The 19,230-nt window shown below is 25.4% G+C and carries 15 protein-coding genes and 2 pseudogenes; all 17 read right to left on the bottom strand.

Annotated elements, in window-relative coordinates; all coding sequences use genetic code 11:
- Positions 1–156: 156 nt before the first annotated feature.
- On the bottom strand, positions 157–849 hold the full coding sequence (locus HMPREF2801_RS06055; protein ID WP_070611191.1) for an ABC transporter ATP-binding protein: 693 nt from the start codon (positions 847–849) through the stop codon (positions 157–159).
- Positions 850–2,769 carry a hypothetical protein gene (locus tag HMPREF2801_RS06050; protein ID WP_070611190.1) on the bottom strand — a complete coding sequence of 640 codons (1,920 nt, stop codon included), beginning with the start codon at positions 2,767–2,769 and terminating at the stop codon, positions 850–852.
- 512 nt (positions 2,770–3,281) lie between these two features.
- Entirely contained in the window at positions 3,282–5,018 is a 1,737-nt protein-coding gene (locus tag HMPREF2801_RS06045) for an ABC transporter ATP-binding protein (RefSeq protein ID WP_070611189.1), read from the bottom strand.
- On the bottom strand, positions 5,019–5,285 hold the full coding sequence (locus HMPREF2801_RS06040; RefSeq protein ID WP_070611188.1) for a CXXX repeat peptide modification system protein: 267 nt from the start codon (positions 5,283–5,285) through the stop codon (positions 5,019–5,021).
- A gap of 3 nt (positions 5,286–5,288) precedes the next feature.
- Positions 5,289–7,457: a radical SAM peptide maturase, CXXX-repeat target family gene (locus tag HMPREF2801_RS06035; RefSeq protein WP_070611187.1), complete on the bottom strand. Its 2,169-nt coding sequence runs from the start codon at positions 7,455–7,457 to the stop codon at positions 5,289–5,291.
- 200 nt (positions 7,458–7,657) lie between these two features.
- A complete protein-coding gene (locus HMPREF2801_RS06030; protein ID WP_246829986.1) occupies positions 7,658–8,248 on the bottom strand; it encodes an ABC transporter transmembrane domain-containing protein in 591 nt (196 codons plus the stop codon).
- 1 nt (position 8,249) lies between these two features.
- Positions 8,250–8,516 carry a CXXX repeat peptide modification system protein gene (locus tag HMPREF2801_RS06025; RefSeq protein WP_070611186.1) on the bottom strand — a complete coding sequence of 89 codons (267 nt, stop codon included), beginning with the start codon at positions 8,514–8,516 and terminating at the stop codon, positions 8,250–8,252.
- Between the two features lies 1 nt (position 8,517).
- Positions 8,518–10,704 (bottom strand): radical SAM peptide maturase, CXXX-repeat target family, encoded by a 2,187-nt coding sequence (locus tag HMPREF2801_RS06020; protein ID WP_070611185.1) that lies wholly within the window; start codon positions 10,702–10,704, stop codon positions 8,518–8,520.
- The gene (locus tag HMPREF2801_RS09330) at positions 10,694–10,858 is read right to left on the bottom strand and encodes a hypothetical protein (RefSeq protein WP_168162840.1); all 165 of its coding nucleotides are present in this window, start codon (positions 10,856–10,858) and stop codon (positions 10,694–10,696) included. The genes HMPREF2801_RS06020 and HMPREF2801_RS09330 overlap by 11 nt, the downstream gene beginning before the upstream one ends.
- 385 nt (positions 10,859–11,243) lie before the next feature.
- Positions 11,244–13,013 (bottom strand): ABC transporter ATP-binding protein, encoded by a 1,770-nt coding sequence (locus HMPREF2801_RS06015; RefSeq protein ID WP_070611184.1) that lies wholly within the window; start codon positions 13,011–13,013, stop codon positions 11,244–11,246.
- A gap of 338 nt (positions 13,014–13,351) precedes the next feature.
- The gene (locus tag HMPREF2801_RS06010; protein WP_070611183.1) at positions 13,352–13,867 is read right to left on the bottom strand and encodes a VanZ family protein; all 516 of its coding nucleotides are present in this window, start codon (positions 13,865–13,867) and stop codon (positions 13,352–13,354) included.
- Positions 13,868–14,019: 152 nt separating this feature from the next.
- Entirely contained in the window at positions 14,020–14,256 is a 237-nt protein-coding gene (locus HMPREF2801_RS06005; protein ID WP_070611182.1) for a hypothetical protein, read from the bottom strand.
- Between the two features lie 24 nt (positions 14,257–14,280).
- Positions 14,281–15,831 carry a radical SAM protein gene (locus HMPREF2801_RS06000; protein WP_070611181.1) on the bottom strand — a complete coding sequence of 517 codons (1,551 nt, stop codon included), beginning with the start codon at positions 15,829–15,831 and terminating at the stop codon, positions 14,281–14,283.
- 369 nt (positions 15,832–16,200) lie between these two features.
- Positions 16,201–16,275, bottom strand: a pseudogene (locus HMPREF2801_RS09605) (IS3 family transposase); the annotation flags it as partial.
- 150 nt (positions 16,276–16,425) lie between these two features.
- A pseudogene (tnpA, locus tag HMPREF2801_RS09085) lies at positions 16,426–16,836 on the bottom strand (IS200/IS605 family transposase).
- A 197-nt stretch (positions 16,837–17,033) separates the two neighbouring features.
- On the bottom strand, positions 17,034–17,639 hold the full coding sequence (locus tag HMPREF2801_RS05995) for a response regulator transcription factor (protein WP_070611180.1): 606 nt from the start codon (positions 17,637–17,639) through the stop codon (positions 17,034–17,036).
- On the bottom strand, positions 17,611–19,158 hold the full coding sequence (locus tag HMPREF2801_RS05990; protein WP_070611179.1) for a sensor histidine kinase: 1,548 nt from the start codon (positions 19,156–19,158) through the stop codon (positions 17,611–17,613). Before HMPREF2801_RS05990 ends, HMPREF2801_RS05995 begins: the two co-directional genes overlap by 29 nt.
- Positions 19,159–19,230: the final 72 nt, after the last annotated feature.

The raw sequence follows: 19,230 nt of genomic DNA, 5'->3' as shown, positions 1-19,230 counted from the left end.
TACTCTTAAATCAACTAAAAGAAAGAGAACTAGAAGATCTACTAATTTTCTCAACATACACCTATCAGGAGCCTGATACACAAAACTTTTCACACTATCATTTATATCTCAATTTTTAATTACTAATAAAGCTTCCATTGTATGATAGTTTACTTTTTAATAACTTAGCGTTAATTTACCTTCTTTTAAAATAAACACCTTTTTTACATATTTAATAAATTCGCTATTATGTGTTACTATAACTATTGTCTTCCCAAAATTATCATTTAAGTATTTTAGCATTCTAATTATCTGTTCTGTATTATCACTATCCAAATTTCCTGTGGGTTCATCGGCAAAAATAATATCCGGATCATTCATTAATGATCTAATTATAGCAACCCTTTGGAGTTCTCCACCAGAAATTTCATATGAGTATTTATTACATATATTGCTTATTTCAAATTCATCTAAATATCTTAACGCTTTCTCTTTAGCTTCTTCCAGAGATTTTTTAGCTATTAAGTTTGGTAATACAATATTATCCAATATGGTAATTGATGGCAATATTTTGAAATCTTGAAAAACATATCCAATTTTTTCTCTTCTAAATTTTGCAACTTCAGAAAAATTCATTTTCTTGATATTTTTTCCTAAAAAGAAAACATCTCCCGAATCTATGTTATTATCAATTAGCCCAATTATTTTTAGGAGAGTACTTTTTCCACTCCCTGAAGGTCCCATAATTGCTATAAAGTCTTCGCCATAAATGTCTAAATTTAAATTGTCTAATACCTTTTGACAATAAGCTCCTTTTCCCTTCTGTCCATATGATTTACTTAAATTTTCAACTTTAATAATTTCATCCATTTAATCATTCACCTCTATTCGGTTTGATTTTAAATTTTTTATAACATTTCTTGAAATTTTCAAATATACGATTATATCAAACACAATAAATATTATTAATATACATCCAAAACCATTAACACCAAATTTTGTAAGCTCTAAAAAACTTGTGACTGATTTTTCTGTTTCAACATCTATAAAAAAAGGAAAGATAGCAATAAATGGTACTACAAAATAAGTAATAATTGCTGGCTTAAAATACATTAAAAATATTTCCTTACGTAACAGTCTATATCGACTATTTCCCATTCCAAGTAAGTCTAATAATTTATACTTTTCAAAAATAGAATTAGAATCGTTCTTTATTTTAATTTCATACAAATATAATATAAAGCCTTTTATAGCAAGCACAATTAAAGCCACTATAATAACCATTAATTTTTGAGAGCCTTTTAATAAATTTACGATTACATCCTTATAATATACATGTACTTTTTCATTGTCTTTTACTTTGTTACTTATTTCATTCGTTAATAGATTTCGATAATCTTTGTCATATCTAATTAATTCTGAGTAATGTATGTTGTCCTCATTTTCTGGAATTAGTTCTCTGAAATCTTCATCTGATAGTATTAGCCAATTATCCCATTCAACTAAACCTCTAAATACATATCTACCATCTAAAGAATTTATTAGTATATCTTTATTTTTTCCATTACTACTTACATGAAAATTCTTTTTTTCTCCTTCATAAATAATCCAGTTATCATTATTTGATGTTGTTTCAATAAGTTTCCCTTGTCCGTTTTTTAAATGTAATTTTTCATCAAGTATCTTATTATAAAAAGTTTCAGAAGTTACATTATATTCATTAACTCCTAGCTGCACAGTATAAGAAGGAAATATCACTGACTTTTCTACTTTTTCGAAATCAATATTTAATTCTTCAATATCTTCTTTATTGTTAGCAATTATTAAAGCATCATAAATATATGGCTTCTCAATATCATTATCTGAAACGCTACCCCAATACGAAAGTAAAAATATACTGAATACATACATAAGAATAAAAGCACTTATGGTATTCGAGTTTACAATAATTTTATTTAATTTTATAGATCTATTCAAACTACTTTCTAATGCTATACCATCCAAAACTTTATTATTCTTACGAAGTTTCAATGGATAATTAAAGATATACCTATTAATTAAAATTGTATAACCTAAGACAAATGAAAATAAAGAAACCATAATTCCTATTTCAAAAGAAATAATCCTTAAGGAATACAAGCTTATGAAAGTAATGCTAATAACTATAAGTAGGATAGCAAATATTTTTTCTTTTTTATAATTTTTATTAATACTTTTTTTATCTACTTTACTCTTTATGTAAAGCTTTTCTCCACCATTTAAAAATATATATGCACTATTGTATACAGATGCTAATAGAATAAGTATCCCCCATATTATAATGGTGTTCATATACACAGAAAAATTTATATTATTAGGAAATGTGTTTATATTAAATATTGAATTAATCACTATATAAAAAATTCTAGTAGAAAAATATAGAAGTATAGAACCTAATAATATGTTCAAAATATAAACAATAAATCCAAATATTAAATTTAGTTCTATTATTTCTAACATATCGGACCCAAAGAGTTTATAAAGATAGAATAAATCCCCTCTACTTTTAATAAAATTAAAGTATGCGTATAAAAAATATCCTATGAAGATAATTTTTATAAACTTTATAATCGTTTTATATGTATAATATTCCATCAGAAATGCACCATATTTATCAAAGGAATAAAATATTGATTGTAGAACCATAGGTAATATATTGAATACCATTACCGTTAAAGCCCCGATAAGTAACACAGATATACAATCTTTTTCTTTTATGTTAGTTTTTAAAAATAATTTCGTTAAATACATCAATAATACCTTATTACAATTGAAATTAATGCAGATAATTTTATAAACATATAAAATGTTAATAAAATACCCACATTAATTTCAATAAAAAATTACTTAGATTTACCACTACATGAACTACTGCATGAATACATACAGTCTGATTTACAAGACCCAGAACAATCTCCTGAACAATGTCCGTAACAATTGTATCTGCATCCATCTTTACAAGTTAATCCACATGTAAACATTGCAACATTTTCTGTATTATTTTCACTTATTTTACTACTATACGTACTCATAAACTGTCCTCCTAAAAAATTTTTAAAAAATTAACTCCATGCTGATTTGCTTACACAAGAACCTTTGCAATTTCCTGAACAGTTTCCTCTGCAACTACCTGTACAAGCTCCCTTACAGCTCCCTTTACATCCCGTGCATCCTGAAAATAATATATTATCATTAGATACACTTATCTTACTTTCGTAATTATTCATTTTTACACCTCCTTGAAATTTATTTATAATAAACTATTATTTGATTGAATTATAGTTCTCAAATAGCTTTTTATACATTTCTGATGATTGTATTAAGCTTAAATGGTCTCCATAATTATCAATATAGCCATTATCTAAAACAAACACTCCATCACTAGCTTTAGCAACATTTAAACTATGAGTAACTGCTATGACTATTTTTGTTTTTGAGATTTCATGTATTATAGTTATAGCTTCTTTTTCTGCATATCCATCCAAATTCGCAGTTATTTCATCTATAATAATTATCGGTGCTTTACTTAAAAGAATTCGTGCTAACATAAGTTTTTGTTCTTGTCCACTTGAAAAATTAATTCCATTTGTTCCTAAAATACTATTATATCCATTGTAAGTTTTTATTATTGTGTCATGAAGATCTACTTTTCTACATGCCTTTTCTACTTCTTTAATTGATATTTTATCATCCGCTATTGTTAAATTATCATATATACTTTCATTCAATATAAAATTTTCCTTTGGTATATATAATATGTTTTTTCTAATCTCCTCATATTTTAAATAATCAATATCTTGATTATTTATGAAAATTTTTCCCGAATCCCTATCATAAAATTTTACTAATAATTTTAACAATGTACTTTTACCACATCCGTTTTCACCAACAATAGAATATAAACCATGTCTATAAATTTTTAAATTTACTTCTCTTAAAACTTTATTTTTTTCATAACCAAAACTAAGTTTCTCTAAAAGTATTGAGACATCTGTTGTTTTTATACTAACATTATTTATAGGATTTTCTTCTTTTTCTTCACTTATAATATTATTTAATCTTTCTATACTTACAATTACTCCACCTGCATCCATGTTTAAATTCATTATATTATTTATCGCAGAAAATAATTTTACAGCATAACTATTAAAAGCTATATATAGACCTATCGTTAAATTCTTCTTAAAAATAAACTTACTAGCTAAATATAAATTCCCTATATTGAATACTATTGAAAAAAAATCTTTTAATCCTTCTGACAATTGATGGTTTTTAACATCCTTCATCAATATATGCTTATACTTAATTAAGTATTCATTAAATTTATTTAATGAATTTTGTTCTAATCTATATACTTTATAATCTTCAATATGATAAATAGAAAACATCGCAAAACCAATATATTTATCATAAAATTTTTTTAATTCCATCTGTATAATTGTTTTCTTCCTTTTAAAATATATGTTAATTAAAAAAGAAATTGGTATAAATAGCATGGAAAACATGGCTAGTTTAAAAGATATTTTTAGCATAAAATATGTTGCAACAGCTAAGTTAACTATTATAACTATGCTACTTGAAACCACATCTATGTAAAAGGATATCACTTTTTGAGTATCGCCTTCCAAACGTTCAAATAGTCCTCCACGCTCTTTTTTCTCTAAATTTTTAACTCTAATTTTTAAAACATCTTTAAAAACCATACTTTTTAAATTATTAGTTATATTTATAATTAAATTTTGAGCATATATGGTCTCTAAAATACTTAAAACTAATGATATGAGACTTATAAAAAAATAACTTAAAATATATTTTTTTAATTCATATATATTTAATACTGTTATTTGATCTATTATTTTACCAAATATATACGGTTCTATACTATTTGATAATATCCCCATGAATATTATTGCGATTAGTATAAACATTTTTAACCTTTCTTGAGTAATAAATGTTTTATATATATTTCGGCTTATTTTTAAAAAATTGGTCTCAACCATTTATATTAGAAATACCTCACATGTATCAAAATTAATACTCCATTGCCCGTTCTCATTGCCTTGCCATTGGTATTTTTCTCCCATTTTAGCCCACCATTCATCAAATTTTTTATTAACCTTAGTATAATCCTCAATAGCTTTTCCGTATAGTTCATTATTGTTATTAGATGTCGCTAAACTTAATAATTTTTCAATAGCTATTTTTTTGTCATAAAGTTCTTCGATTTCATCTTTTTCTTTATCTGTGACCATTCCTACTTTTTTCATTTTCTACACCTCCACAATGTTTTTTAAAATTCCCCTCTTGGCTAAATTATTTAACTCCATTATTCTTTCAATATTATCCCTATAATATTTATTGTCTATATTCTTTTTCTGCTCTCTTGCAATCTCTAACTCTTGCTTTAATTGATCTCCAATTTCTTTTTCAACATGAGATTTTATACACTGAAAAGACGATGAAATATTTACTTCTCCAGTTTCTTTATAATTATTATATACACAGAATGAGCAATGAAATACATTACATTCTCTGCATAATGCAGCATAATTCATAGTAAATAATTGCTTATTACAAAAGTTATTTAGACCATTTTCAACATCTCCAATTATATTATTAGGTTCTTTTGAATAAAACCCTTGGCAAACATAAAAGTTTCCTTTTGGAGATAATGTTATGCTCTTATCTCCAGCTGAACAATTACAAAATTCATTTATAAATATATCGTCTGTTATTACATTAACCTCTTTCAATTTATTAGTTTTTCTAAATTCTTTCGCAATAAATTCAGAAATTATCTTTAACTCGTTCTTATAAGTCTCAATTTCAAAATTTTTCTTAAAATTTACAATATTTATATTAACTCTATCAACAAATTTTAAAACGTGTATTACTTTTTTATGCATATCTAATATCTTGGAAGAATCTATATTCAATATACAATTACTTAAAAATTCATCATTAATATCACATGAATCATCCAATACAAAAAGTATATTCTTAAATTCCTTTGGTATTTGTTTCTTCAAACTATAAGGAATAATATGCAGTATTCTAAAATTGTCATAATACTCCTCCCATCTAATCTTAATACTGTTTTTATCATGTACAAAAACAGGGGACATAAAGTTTTTATATGCAAACTCAAGCCCTTTTCTTATAATTTCTTTATCCATGTATTGAATGCTTTTATTAGATCCTGCATCTTCTGAACAATAGTTTATGTAGTTGTTACTCAAAAGAAAATACAATTTATACTGTTCATTTTTGAAATTTTTTCTTTCAATGCCAAACAAATTATATAACTTTGAAAAATAATAATTATTAGCTCTAACTCTAGCTTTATGCATTTTACAAATATATTTATTTCTTTCATAGTTTGTTGGAGTTTTAGCTTCATCATAATTTAATCCTAAGCAAAAACTACACCCCGTAGCTACATTGCAATTCAGGCATTCTTCATCACTCTGTAATGCTATTGTAGCTCCTATAAAAGGTCTTAATTTTTCAAAATTTATTCCATTATCCACATCTCCAATAACCCATTCTTCATGATGATTTAAAGAATACGATTTATATCTCATGCAAGGAAATATTTTACCATATCCATCGACTGCTATCATTTTCCCAGCCCCACAGCTTGTCATACTTAACTGTTCTTTTGAATAAGGCTCTCCAATATAATCATCAAATAAAGTGCAAGAATATCTGTTATATAGTTTATTTTCCAAAATATAATCTGCTAAACTTATTAATTGTTGTTCAAAAATCTTGTCATCATTATCTTTCCATACATCTTCAAAAACAACATTTGCAGCAACTTCAGTTATTCCATTATTCCACAACTCAATAATACTATCTTTCAAAAACGGAAGATCATCACTCGCGAATGTTACTTTAGTTGCCCCAGTAAACTGTGTTAATAATAAATCCATATTTTTCTTAACGAAATCATAAGAACCCCTACCATCTGGAAATACTCTTTGTAAATCGTGTTTTTCCTTATTACCATCTAAGGTTATAGAAATGTTTAACTTTTCATAATATTTTTTTATAAATGCTTGAACTTTCCCAGAATCATAATTTATACCATTTGTGGTCATTGAAATTCTATAATTCCACCACCATGATGAGCCTTTGTTATAAGCTGATACTATAAAATAATCACATATTCTATCAATTAATTCTATTTCTAATAAAGGTTCTCCACCAATAAAATCAAGAACCACTGCTTCTGGTCTATAAATTTCATCACTAAGAATATAATCTATAAATTTTTTAGCGACCTCAAAGCTCATTGATTTTCCAGGACTTTTATGACAAATATAACAATATTTACATCTTAAGTTGCAATCTTCTGTTACAACAAAAGTTATATTTTGTGATATGCCATTTTTCCACTCTTTAACCCCAGCTCCAACTGAATACATTTTTGCCATTTCATGTCCTCCTCAATCATTAAAAATAATTAGTTTAGTGTAGCTAATATAGCAAACACAGCAAGTGCATATGCACTCATAGAAAATTAATAGCTTGTTATTTTTACCTTAATTGTCTTAATTCTTACTTGTTGAGGAGTATCCCCAAACTCCAATTTAACTTTTCTCGCCTTCCTAATCATATGATAACTAAAACAAATTCAAAAATCTGCTAACTTTTGTGCATATCTTTGTTTACTAATAATAGTCCTTTTGAATATATAGTTAATTACGTAGGTCAACGGAAGTAATATAATTGCAATTATAAATAACTTTAATGATATCCTAATCATAATATAGACAAATATAATGATGCTAAACATGATCATTACTATGCTTGAAAATAAATCTATATAGAAACTGACAATTTTATCACCTGTATTTTCTATTCTGCTTACAAGTTCTCCTTCACTATACAAATTTAAAAATTCACATCTCGTATCTAATATTTTAGAGAACATCGCTTCTTTTATACTATTTGAACAATCTACAGATAATATATTTCCTATCCATTCCTCCAAAATACTGCTTAAACTTTGAAATATATTTAAAGATAGACTTATAAGAATAAACTTTAATACTAATTGCAAATCTTTTATTACTATTAAATCAATAATTTTTCCAAATATATAAGGAATCGCCATACTTGCAATTATTCCTAATAGTATGACTATTATTAAATATATAATTTTCTTTTTCTGTGATAATATAAATTTGTCAATTATTATTTTATGTTCACGCCAATTATACATATTATTCATCTACTAAATATACTTTTCTAGATTTAAAATCAATTGACCAAAAAGAATTTTCAGTACTTTCCCACATATATTTATCGGATGTATCTCTCCACCATTTCTCATATTCTTCTACTATATTCTTATAATCTCTATTTACTTTTTTATAAATTTTTTGACTTTCAAATAAAATTTTCAACAGGTTTTCTAAAGCTATTTTCTTTTCAAGAAGCTCTTCTATATGACTACATTCTTCCTGTGTTAATGTTCCAACTTCTTTCAACTTAGTTATCCTCCAAGTATTTTTTATTTAAAATTCCATTTACAGGATTTTTTTCTAAAACATCAACAAATGGATCTAAATAATTTAATGGTTTTATATATCTATCAAAGTCCATTAACTTTGATAATTTTTTCTGTAATTCATAAGATACTCTATATTCAATGCTAGATTTTACACATGAATTCTTAGGCGGTATATTAACTTCATTTGTATTTATATAATTTTCGAAACTACAAGAATTACAATGGCAAATACTACATTTATTGCAAAGAGGAGAATATTCTTCCGAATATAAATGACTGTTATATTTTTCCTTTATTCCATCTTTTAAATTACCAATATCATCTAATGGTGAGTTAAAATAAAATTCTGGACAGATATAAAATTTTCCATTACTTGAAAGTGTAAAAGAATTTAAACCACTATCGCATAATTCTTTTTCTCTCATAAATAATTCATCAGTTATCATATTTAGCTCTTTAATCACGCCTTCACTGACAAACTTTTGATAAATATATTCAGAAATTTTTTTGAGCTGTTTTTCATATAATATAAGATCGAATTGTTTATCAAAATCTAATATATTGAGATTAATCCTATCAGTTTTCTCAAAGATACTCGTTACAATTCTATTCATATTGCTTATATCTCTAAATGAAATATTTAATATAATGTTTTTTTCAAAGTCCATATTTTGAATATTTTTTTCGTCCTTATCTGCTTCAAGTACGAGTATGTAATTATCAGTTATTCTTCTTATATCTATTTGATTTTTTACTGAGCAAATATGTAAAATATTATGTCCTTTTAAATTGATTTTTTTAATATCAAACGATAATCCATTTTTATTGTGTATAAATACTGGTCTTAAGAAATTATTTCTAGCATATTCTAATCCTTGTATTATAGTTTCAATAGACATAATAGTAGTTCCACCTCTATTTTCACTACTAGCACAAGTTCTTACTGGTGAATTAGACAACAGAAAATAAAGTTTATCTCTTCCTTCATTATTAACTTCTCTTTTAATTCCATACCTATTATAAATTTCCGCAAAATAATAATTATTTGCTCTAACTCTTGCTTTATGCATTTTACAAATATACTTAGCTTTTTGAAAATTTGTATTACTATTGGCTGAGTCATAATTATGACCAAAGCATGAAGTACATCCACTTGCAATCCCACAATTAAGGCATTCATCGTCTGATTGAAGCTTGGTATTTATTAGGTAATAAGGTCTTATTTTATCAAAATCTATACCATTTTCTACATCACCAATTGTAATTTCTTTCTTATTGTTTAGTGAATAGTCTTTATATCTCATACAAGGATATAATGATCCTCCTGGACCTACTGCTATCATCTTTCCAGCACCACATGAAGTAGTTTCTAATATCTCTTCACTGTTTGGTAACCCTATAGATTCATCAAACAAAGTACAGGAGTATTTATCAAATAGTCTATTTTCCAGGATATAGTCTGCCAATTCAATTAACTGATCTTCAAAAATCTTTTCATCTCCATCTTGCCAAACATCTTCAAATACTACATTTGCTGCTACATCAGATATTCCTAATTCCCATAAATGAATTATACTATCTTTTAAATATTTCAAATCTTTACTTGCAAATGTTACTTTAGTCGAAGCTTGAAATTGATTTTTGTACAATTCTATGTTTTTTATTATTTCATCATAAGAACCTTTACCATTTGGGAAAATTCTATGCATATCATGTTTTTCTCTAGTACCATCTAACGTAATTGCAATCTCGAGTTTCCCTTGATTTTTCTTTATAAAATCTTGAACGTCTTTACTAGCATAATTGATCCCATTTGTTGTTACATTAATCCTATAATCCCAAAACCATTCATCATTTAGTAGATATGTTTTTAATTTAAAATAGTCGCATATTTGATCAATTAGTTTTATTTCAAGTAGTGGCTCTCCACCTATAAAATCTAATATAACTCCTTTGGGTCTTATCATTTCTTCTGATAGTACATAATCAATAAATTTCTTAGCTACATCAAATGACATTTTTTTGTTTGAAGATTTATGTGTAATATAACAATAATTGCATCTTAAATTACAATCCTCAGTTACAATAAATGTTAATGTTTGTGCAATACCATCTTTCCAAATATTAATTTCTTTTCCTATTTTATAATTAGTATTATTTATCATTTTTGTTAATTAAATTTTTACTTCCAAATCTTGGATGATCTGCTGCATTTTTAGCTGTACAGCTATACCTACATGTTTGTACGCAAACAAATTTACATACGTTAAGTGGAGTTACTGTTTGTTCTTTTGTTTTAATTTTGCTTGAATAATTCATTATCTCACTCACCTTTCAAAATTTTTTAATGTTATTACTATTTACAATTTAATCATCACTTATAATTTTATATCTAGATACCATTTTTTCAGCTAACTTTTGTGCATAAAATTAACTAACGCATATAGATTAACGTAAATTTATACATATTTTTATACAAATTAAAAGAGATACAAGTTAAAATATTCTAATATCTCTGATCTAATTTTATTATTCAATGTATTTTCTATATAATATTTTTCTTTAAAATGGATTAATATATCCTAGCTCTCTTACTCTATCTACCATTCCTTGATAATTTCTCACATTCAACTTTTGATATATCCTAGATATGGTAACTGATAAACTTCTCACATTAGTATTTAGCTTTTGAGAAAGTTCTTTTCTAAATCTTATTTAAATTATATAACCTATAGTACAGTTTGTTATTCTTAATTAAATTTTCATGTGTTCCAGATTCAACTAATTCTCCCTCATCTAAAACTATTATCCTATCCACAATTTTAGTTATATTGTTCAGTTTATGAATAATTATGATACCCATTTTATTTTCTAATATGCTTTCATAGAGTTCAAATATTTCATACTCAGTAATCAAATCCATTGATGCATTTGGCTCGTCTAAGATATATAAATCAGAATTTTTAGTAAATGCTCTTGCTAAAGCTACTTTTTGCCATTGTCCCATTGACAAGTTTATCCCATTATCAAATAATGACCCAAGTTGAGTGTCTAACTCAATTTCATTTTCATTAAGCATGTCATTTATTTTAAATTTATTTAATATAATATTTAAATCTTCATTTTTATTTAATATTTCGAGGTTGCCAAATGCTATATTCTTCCTTAATGTCGTTTCATATTTAGCAAAATCTTGAAATAAAGTCGATATTCTATCTAATAAGGATAACCTATCTATTAACTCAAGATTAATTTCATTAATTAAAATTTCGCCCTCATAATTTTGATAAAATCCCATAATTAGTTTAATTAAAGTTGTCTTACCACTTCCATTTACTCCTAAGAGTGCAACTTTTTCATCTCCATTAATCTTTAAATTGATATTTTTTAATACATATTTATCATCATTCTCGTATTTAAATGAAACATCCCTTAATTCAATAGATTTTATCAAGTCTATTTTAATTTTTCCGCTATTATTTTCCTCAGGTAAATTTAAATACTCAAATAATTGATCTATAAATAAGCTTTCATTTATAAGATTTGAAATCCCCGTAAGTATCATAGAAATGCCTTCCTTTGAATCGGTTAATGTACTAACATACATCATTACACTACCTATTAATATGTTTCCATCTATTCCCATCTTCAAAATATAAAATAACAACATTCCATCAATAATTATATCTAATAACGATAAAAAACTATTTGTGATAGTTCTATCTTTAGAAAGTTGTAAATCTTCATCATTAAATTTTTCATTAAAGTTTCTATATTTTTTAATGAAATAATTGAATAAATTAAATATCTTTAATTCTTTAAAAAAACTCCCGTATGTTAATAGATATGTAATATACCAATTTTTTCTTTGTTCATTAGTTCTTTTTTTTATAATATTAAAGCTTTTCCGATTATAATTATTGCTTATAATGTATCGCACAAAAGGTAGAACTATTATTGCGAATACCAACCAAAATCTAAAAGTTAATAAAATTAATAAGTATGATATCAAAGTTATAAACTGTTTTATAATATTTGTAAACTCAAAATAATAATCTAATAGCCTAGTTCCACCTCCATTTTGAGCCCTATTTATTAAATCATAAGTTTTACTATTTTCATAATCAGACAAAGAAAGCTTTGAAGCTTTAAACAAAATCCTCTCTGATGATTTTAATGAAAATTTTAAACTAAAGCTTGAATTATAATAGGAAATAATATTACTTGAAATTATCGAAAATATTTCTATACCTAGATATAAAAAAATAATTAAAGCAGTACTTTTCAAATCACTCCCAGTTTGTATTTTATTAATGATTCTTTGCATAGTAATGATAGATAATGATGGTAGTACCCCACCTATTATAGTATATACAAAAGAAATGAAAATATATTTGCTATCTAAGTTCATAATACATTTGAATATTTTGCTTAAATTTGAAAATATATTTGTTTTGAACCTGTTCTTACACATATTGAAATCCCCTATCATAACTTTTAGTACATCAAATATCTTAGATTGTCTTCTTTGCGATACATTTCTCACTGAGATGATTCTATTCTTGTTTCCTTTAATTCTTTATTCAAAAATAAGCTAAAATAATTGTAGATATCACTTGGATAATAGTTGATACTAGTTCAATAAGTGTAATAATTGAATAATTTCAAGTTTTATTCTTTAATAAAGATTAATTAAATCATCCATTTATTTATAAATATATATTCTCATAACATACATTATGTCTCCGTAAAATATTTAGTTGCCCATATTTTAATAAGTTATATTCATTTATATTAACCCATACTCTCTTACTATAAATATATATTTTGATAGAATAAAACAACGCATATCAAAATAAATATCATGATAGAAGCTGCTATAGTGATTCTTTTTATTTTATCTCTAGTTTTGAATTTAGTTAGTAGAAAATTATAAGTCTTTATTCCTATAAATCCACCAATAGAATTCAATATAATATCGTCAATATCTAAAATGCCAAGATTGAACAAATATTGAATAACTTCCACTAAAATACTAATCAAAATGATAATGGTTAAACTTAATTTATTCCGATCTGTTATTACATTTAAATAAATCCCCATGGGCAAAAATAATAAAATATTGCCAACAATATTTTCTACGGAAAATCCAAATTTAGGACTAGCAATTAGAGTTATGTAGTTAAATATTGTTTTAAATGGAATTAAATTTATAGATTGTGAATCCATTCTTTTCCAAAACCCTTTAAATAAAAGCATAATTAATATACATAAATATACCAATCCACTTATATAAAATATTATATTAATTAATTTATTTCTATTCATATAAAGTTCTCCTATTCAATAAGCCAATTCAAAAACAGAACATACATATGAAAAACAATATGTATGCTCTGAAAACTTGAAATAACCATGATCTTATTATAATTGCTTACTACCTATATCTTAACCTACATAATAATTTAACTTCTTGCATATTATATTGATGAGGTTCTGTCAGTATACGATGCGTTGCTTTTATATGTGCCAGTATTTACTTGAAAAGGTAACCCATAGCTATCACAATAACAACCGCAATGGCTGCAGGTATCTTTACCTTTTGCTGAGTTAAAATTCGCTACTCCACCATCATTTGATCCATCTGATGAGCAGAAACAAGCCATAGGATAAATAGAATCTCCTGGCTTCCTTCCTATTGGATTAATTTGTTTCACTTTACTCCCTCCTTTTTAATTATTTTATTCAATTATAATATCATTTAGACCATTGATTATTTCAGGATTTTTTTCTAAAATTTCATGGTATATAGACAAATTTTCACATAAAATACCTCTAGTGTTTTTACAAAGCTCATGTCTATGGGAAAAATTAATCCCGTGATCATCAAAACAGTCTATATAACAATTATTACACAAATTTATTGCCCAACATTCTCCACAATATCTTATTTCTTCATCAATAAATTTATCAATATATTCTTTCTTTATCTTTTCTATATCTAGGCCTCTATTTACATCGCCTATATATGGTGTCGTTCCTATTCTTTCACATGGAAGATATTCGCCATTTACCGTAACATATAATCGTCTACCACCTGGAACACAACATCCATTTAGAGAATAATAGCTAATTGGGGAATCGGATATATTTCTTCTGTGAATACCAATTAACGATTCTTTAACAAGAGTTTTCTTTAAAAAAGGATCTCTATCCAAATTTGCCAAAGTCCAGATGTTTAATGGATCATAAACCCAATAATCATTTAAATTATCTTCCCATTGATTTTCTTCTCTCATAATTATTGGAACATAGTCTTCTTCCTTAGTTGTTCTAGATACATATGAGGTCAAAAATCCAAAACAATATTTTTCCGCCATTTTATTAAAAAATTTATCAATCTTTTCTATTTTTTCATTATTATAGGGTGGTGTTAGCACACTACTTACTAGAAAGAAATGAGTCCCGTCTAATAAGTTTTTATATTTTACAAATTTTTCCAGTCCTTTCATTGTCTCTGAAAATGAACCTCTGTTATTTATAAAAACTCTATTTGAATCATGAATATCTTCTGGACCATCTAGGCTGATAACTAACGAGAGATTCCTCTTAGACGCTAAATATTTTGCTATTTCAGTATTAATCAGAGTTCCATTTGTTGTCATAGAATACATTATTTCTCTATCAGGGAAATTCGTTTCTGTATATTCACAAATCTCCTTAATTAAATCAAACTTCAGTAGAGGTTCTCCTCCATAAAACCCAATATAAACTTTTTTATCTCTTTTAGAATGTTCCATCAAAAAATCTATTGCTTTTCTTGCTGTGTCAAATGACATATCTTTACTGCCAAAACATCTGTAGTTCTCATTCGTTTCCCCATATATGCAATACTTGCAACGCAAGTTACATTTTTCAGTCAGTTCTAGTGTAACTGAACTCATTTCGCTCGATAAATTTTTTTCTAAGTTCATATGATTTCCAACAATGTTTTCTCTTGAAATTACTGGTGCTAAGAACAAATTATTTTTCTTCATCTCCAAGCATATTTCAACTAAGGCTTTTTCCATTAAATCTTCATCCATATCTATCTCTTTTATTTTTTCCAGTGAATTAGTTTTAAAGATACAGTCCAAGATTCTATAAGTTGGTTCACTTACTTGAAATACTTTCCCTGTCCCTGTATCCAAAAAGTAAAAATTATTAAATGTCCTGAATGCTTTACCTAGCCTGAAAAAATTTTCACCAATCATATGACTTTTAATATCATTTATATATTTATCAATTTTCATGTTTGTACTCCTTGGTTTGAATTTAAACTACTACCTACTGCAATCCTTATTCCGATGTTCTTAATTTTCAATTATTGAGGATTATCCCCAAACCCTAATCTTACTTTTCTTATCTACTTGGTTGCATTGTAACTTAAATAAATTTATAAATCTGCTAACTTTTGTGAATATTTTTCTAACATCTAATTTTTTATGTTCCATTGAGAATAATTTATAAAAATGATATTATGTCTATGTAAAAATATATAATAAATCATAACCACCGACTTAATAAGGTGATCCCAAAAAGTTGGACTTTATACCAGAGACAACTAGAAATATTTGTCTCTGGTTTTTTGTCCTAAAGATTTCCCCTAGGAAAAATCATAGCTAATCTGCATTTAATTTTCTATATTCAATCGGACTTAAATATCCAAGTTTTGTCTTTATTCTTTCTTCGTTGTAATATTATATATTCTTCTATTGTTTTTTGGTTCGTTAAATGATTTAAATGTTTTGCCATAGTAAATTTTTTTTATATCCCGAAGAAATTCTCCATAGGTGAATTATCCTAGCAATTCATTTTTTGATTTTGTTCTCTTGCTTACCCGTAAATTAGTCTACATATTCTTTAATACTTATTTGGTCTTCCATGAGATCTTCTTTTTATTGATTTTTTATATATTTTTGTATCTTTTTAGCATTTTTTTACTGTGTCTACATAATATCCTCTACACCCAAAATATATATTTTCATTTTTATATTTTAAATTCGTGTGTCTATCAAATATTATTAGAACACTTTTTCCTTTTAAATAACCCGTTATTTGAGATATCTGTATTTTGGTTAAATCTCAAACAACATATGAATATGGTCTGAACAACATTCTATTTCTATTATATATATTCCTTTTCTATCAAATAGATTCCTTAAAATTTTTCCTATATTTTTTTTTAATCTTTCATATATTACTTGTCTTCTGTATTTTGGAGCAAATATTATGTGATATTTACAATCCCAAGATATATGTGATAAACTATTTTATCCATCTATGATACCTCCCTATTCTATTTATGATACTGCCAGTAACATATATAGTTTATCACGGGAGTTTTTACTTTAAGCTAAAGTTTATTTTCCTACCACCAGCATAGCTGATGATTTATTCATGCTAAAGTGTACAATAAAAAAGCACTAGAATTCTAAATTTCTAATGCTTGTCTCTAAAATGAATCAACATATCCTAATTCACGCACTTTATCTATCATTTCTTGGTAATTTCTAACGCCTAACTTTTGATATATTCTTGATAAAGATACTGCCAGACTTCTTACATTTGTATTTACTTCTTTAGCTAACTCTTTCCTTGATAATCCGTTTGAATATAGTTTAACTATTTGAAGTTCACTTTTTGTTAATGGTTCTAACATATGATTTTCTTCTGGAAAGATCGCTTTACCTTTAAGAGCTATAGATTTTATATCATCTATTAGTTTACTTGTCTCTTCTTCTTTAGAAATAAATCCTTTACATCCAATTTCTTTAGCTCTTTTAATATAGAAGTCTAATTTATACGCTGTTAAAATTACGATTTTTATATCTTCATATTTATTAATCAATTCTTCAGCCACATCTAAGCCATTTATTGTTCCTTCTATTCCTGTCAAATTAATATCTATTAGTAATAGATCATAACTAAGAATTGATTTATCTGTATTAAGTTTTTCAATACAGTCTATTACATCTACAGAAATAGATTGTTCTGTTTCTAAACTCATTTTTAAGGAAGTAGCTACCATCTTATGATCTTCTATTAACAAAATTTTCATTTATAACTCTCCTATCTAATGGAATTTTTATTTTAAATTGTACATATGATTCTTCTAATTCTTCATTATTTTTAAATATTTTATATTCAAATACGCCTCTGTATTGTTTTAAATTAAGTCTTAGAATATTTAATCCTATATTGCCTTCTTTAATTTTATCTTTATCTTTTATATAATCTCCAACGTTTGTAACTGTTAAGTAAATTATATTTTTTTCTACTTTCAGACTAATATTAGTGTTGTAACCTTTAGAATGCTTAAACGCATTTATTAATAACTCATTAATACATTTATATACTAGCTCATCATAAGGTGATGAAAGTTCAATATCTTTTTTACATTCAAATTCAATAAGCATCTGTTTACTTAAATACATATCTTCTAAATCTGATATAAGTTTATTATATGCATCGTACAAAGAACTATACTCTTTAATCTTAGGATTAAATGAATCAATTTCATGTCGAATTAAATCATTCAATTTATCTAAATTCTGTAATATATAATTTTTATCTGAGCCTAACAAATTATCTTCAATCCATCTACGTATAGCTATTATAATTTGAAGTATATCATCATGTAAGAATGTCTGAATTTTTAAAGTATTAAGTCTTTCAATTTCTCTGTTTCTATATATTTCAACATAATAACTATCTAATAATTCATCAAAAGTAACACTTTGATGTTTCTTATATTCCTTATAACTTCTAAATTCTGCTAAATATATAAAAAAGTAAAAAGATAATAAAGTAATATATACTACAGAAATACCAACTAAATATAGCATTACAAATAAAACAATATAACCTAAAAATAGGTTCCTCATGGCTTTGATAAATAGTGCTAATCCTTTTCTTACATCCGTTATCATAATTTTATATAGTAATACCAACTCCATTGATATAATTGATAATAGTAGGTACTCACTAATTGAAATAATCTCAATACTATTGATTTTCTTATAAATACAAAAAGAAATAATAAAACATATTTGTAAATATAAAATTACCCCTTTATTATTATGTCTTATTTTTTTATCTAATATATATGAAATACTAGGACTCATTAATAAAATAATAACTACATATTTATATATAAAATCGGATAACGAATAATTATAATTCATTGTTAAAGCTGAAATAAAAAGAATAATAGTTATAATTAGTTTTTTAATATTTAACCTATATGTTGAATTTATCAGCGCTAAACTTTCTAGCAATAATAAGCTATATATGATTAATTCAATGTGTTTTCCTATTAACAAACCTCTTAATATTAAATCCTCTATCAATGTAAATATTATAAATAATATAATGAGTATACTATGCTTTATTACAAATTTATTTTCAGAATTTAAAATAGTAATTACATACGAAATAAAATTTACAATACTCAGCAAAATTATTATTATAATTCCTATATCTTTTCGTTGATGATACTTTATAAAAGGAATTATAGGTATGAACAAAATAATTTGTAATATAATATGAGCAATCAAAACCAAATCTTTTCTTTTCATGATTTTTCCTTATAAATGTTGGATAAAAACAAATAATTGTAACTCTATGATATAGACAATGTGTGATTTTAT

This window comes from Peptoniphilus sp. HMSC062D09 (assembly GCF_001811425.1).
Taxonomy (GTDB): domain Bacteria; phylum Bacillota; class Clostridia; order Tissierellales; family Peptoniphilaceae; genus Peptoniphilus_A.
Note: the sequence above shows the minus strand (reverse complement) of the source record. Positions and strands in the feature narration are given on the sequence as shown.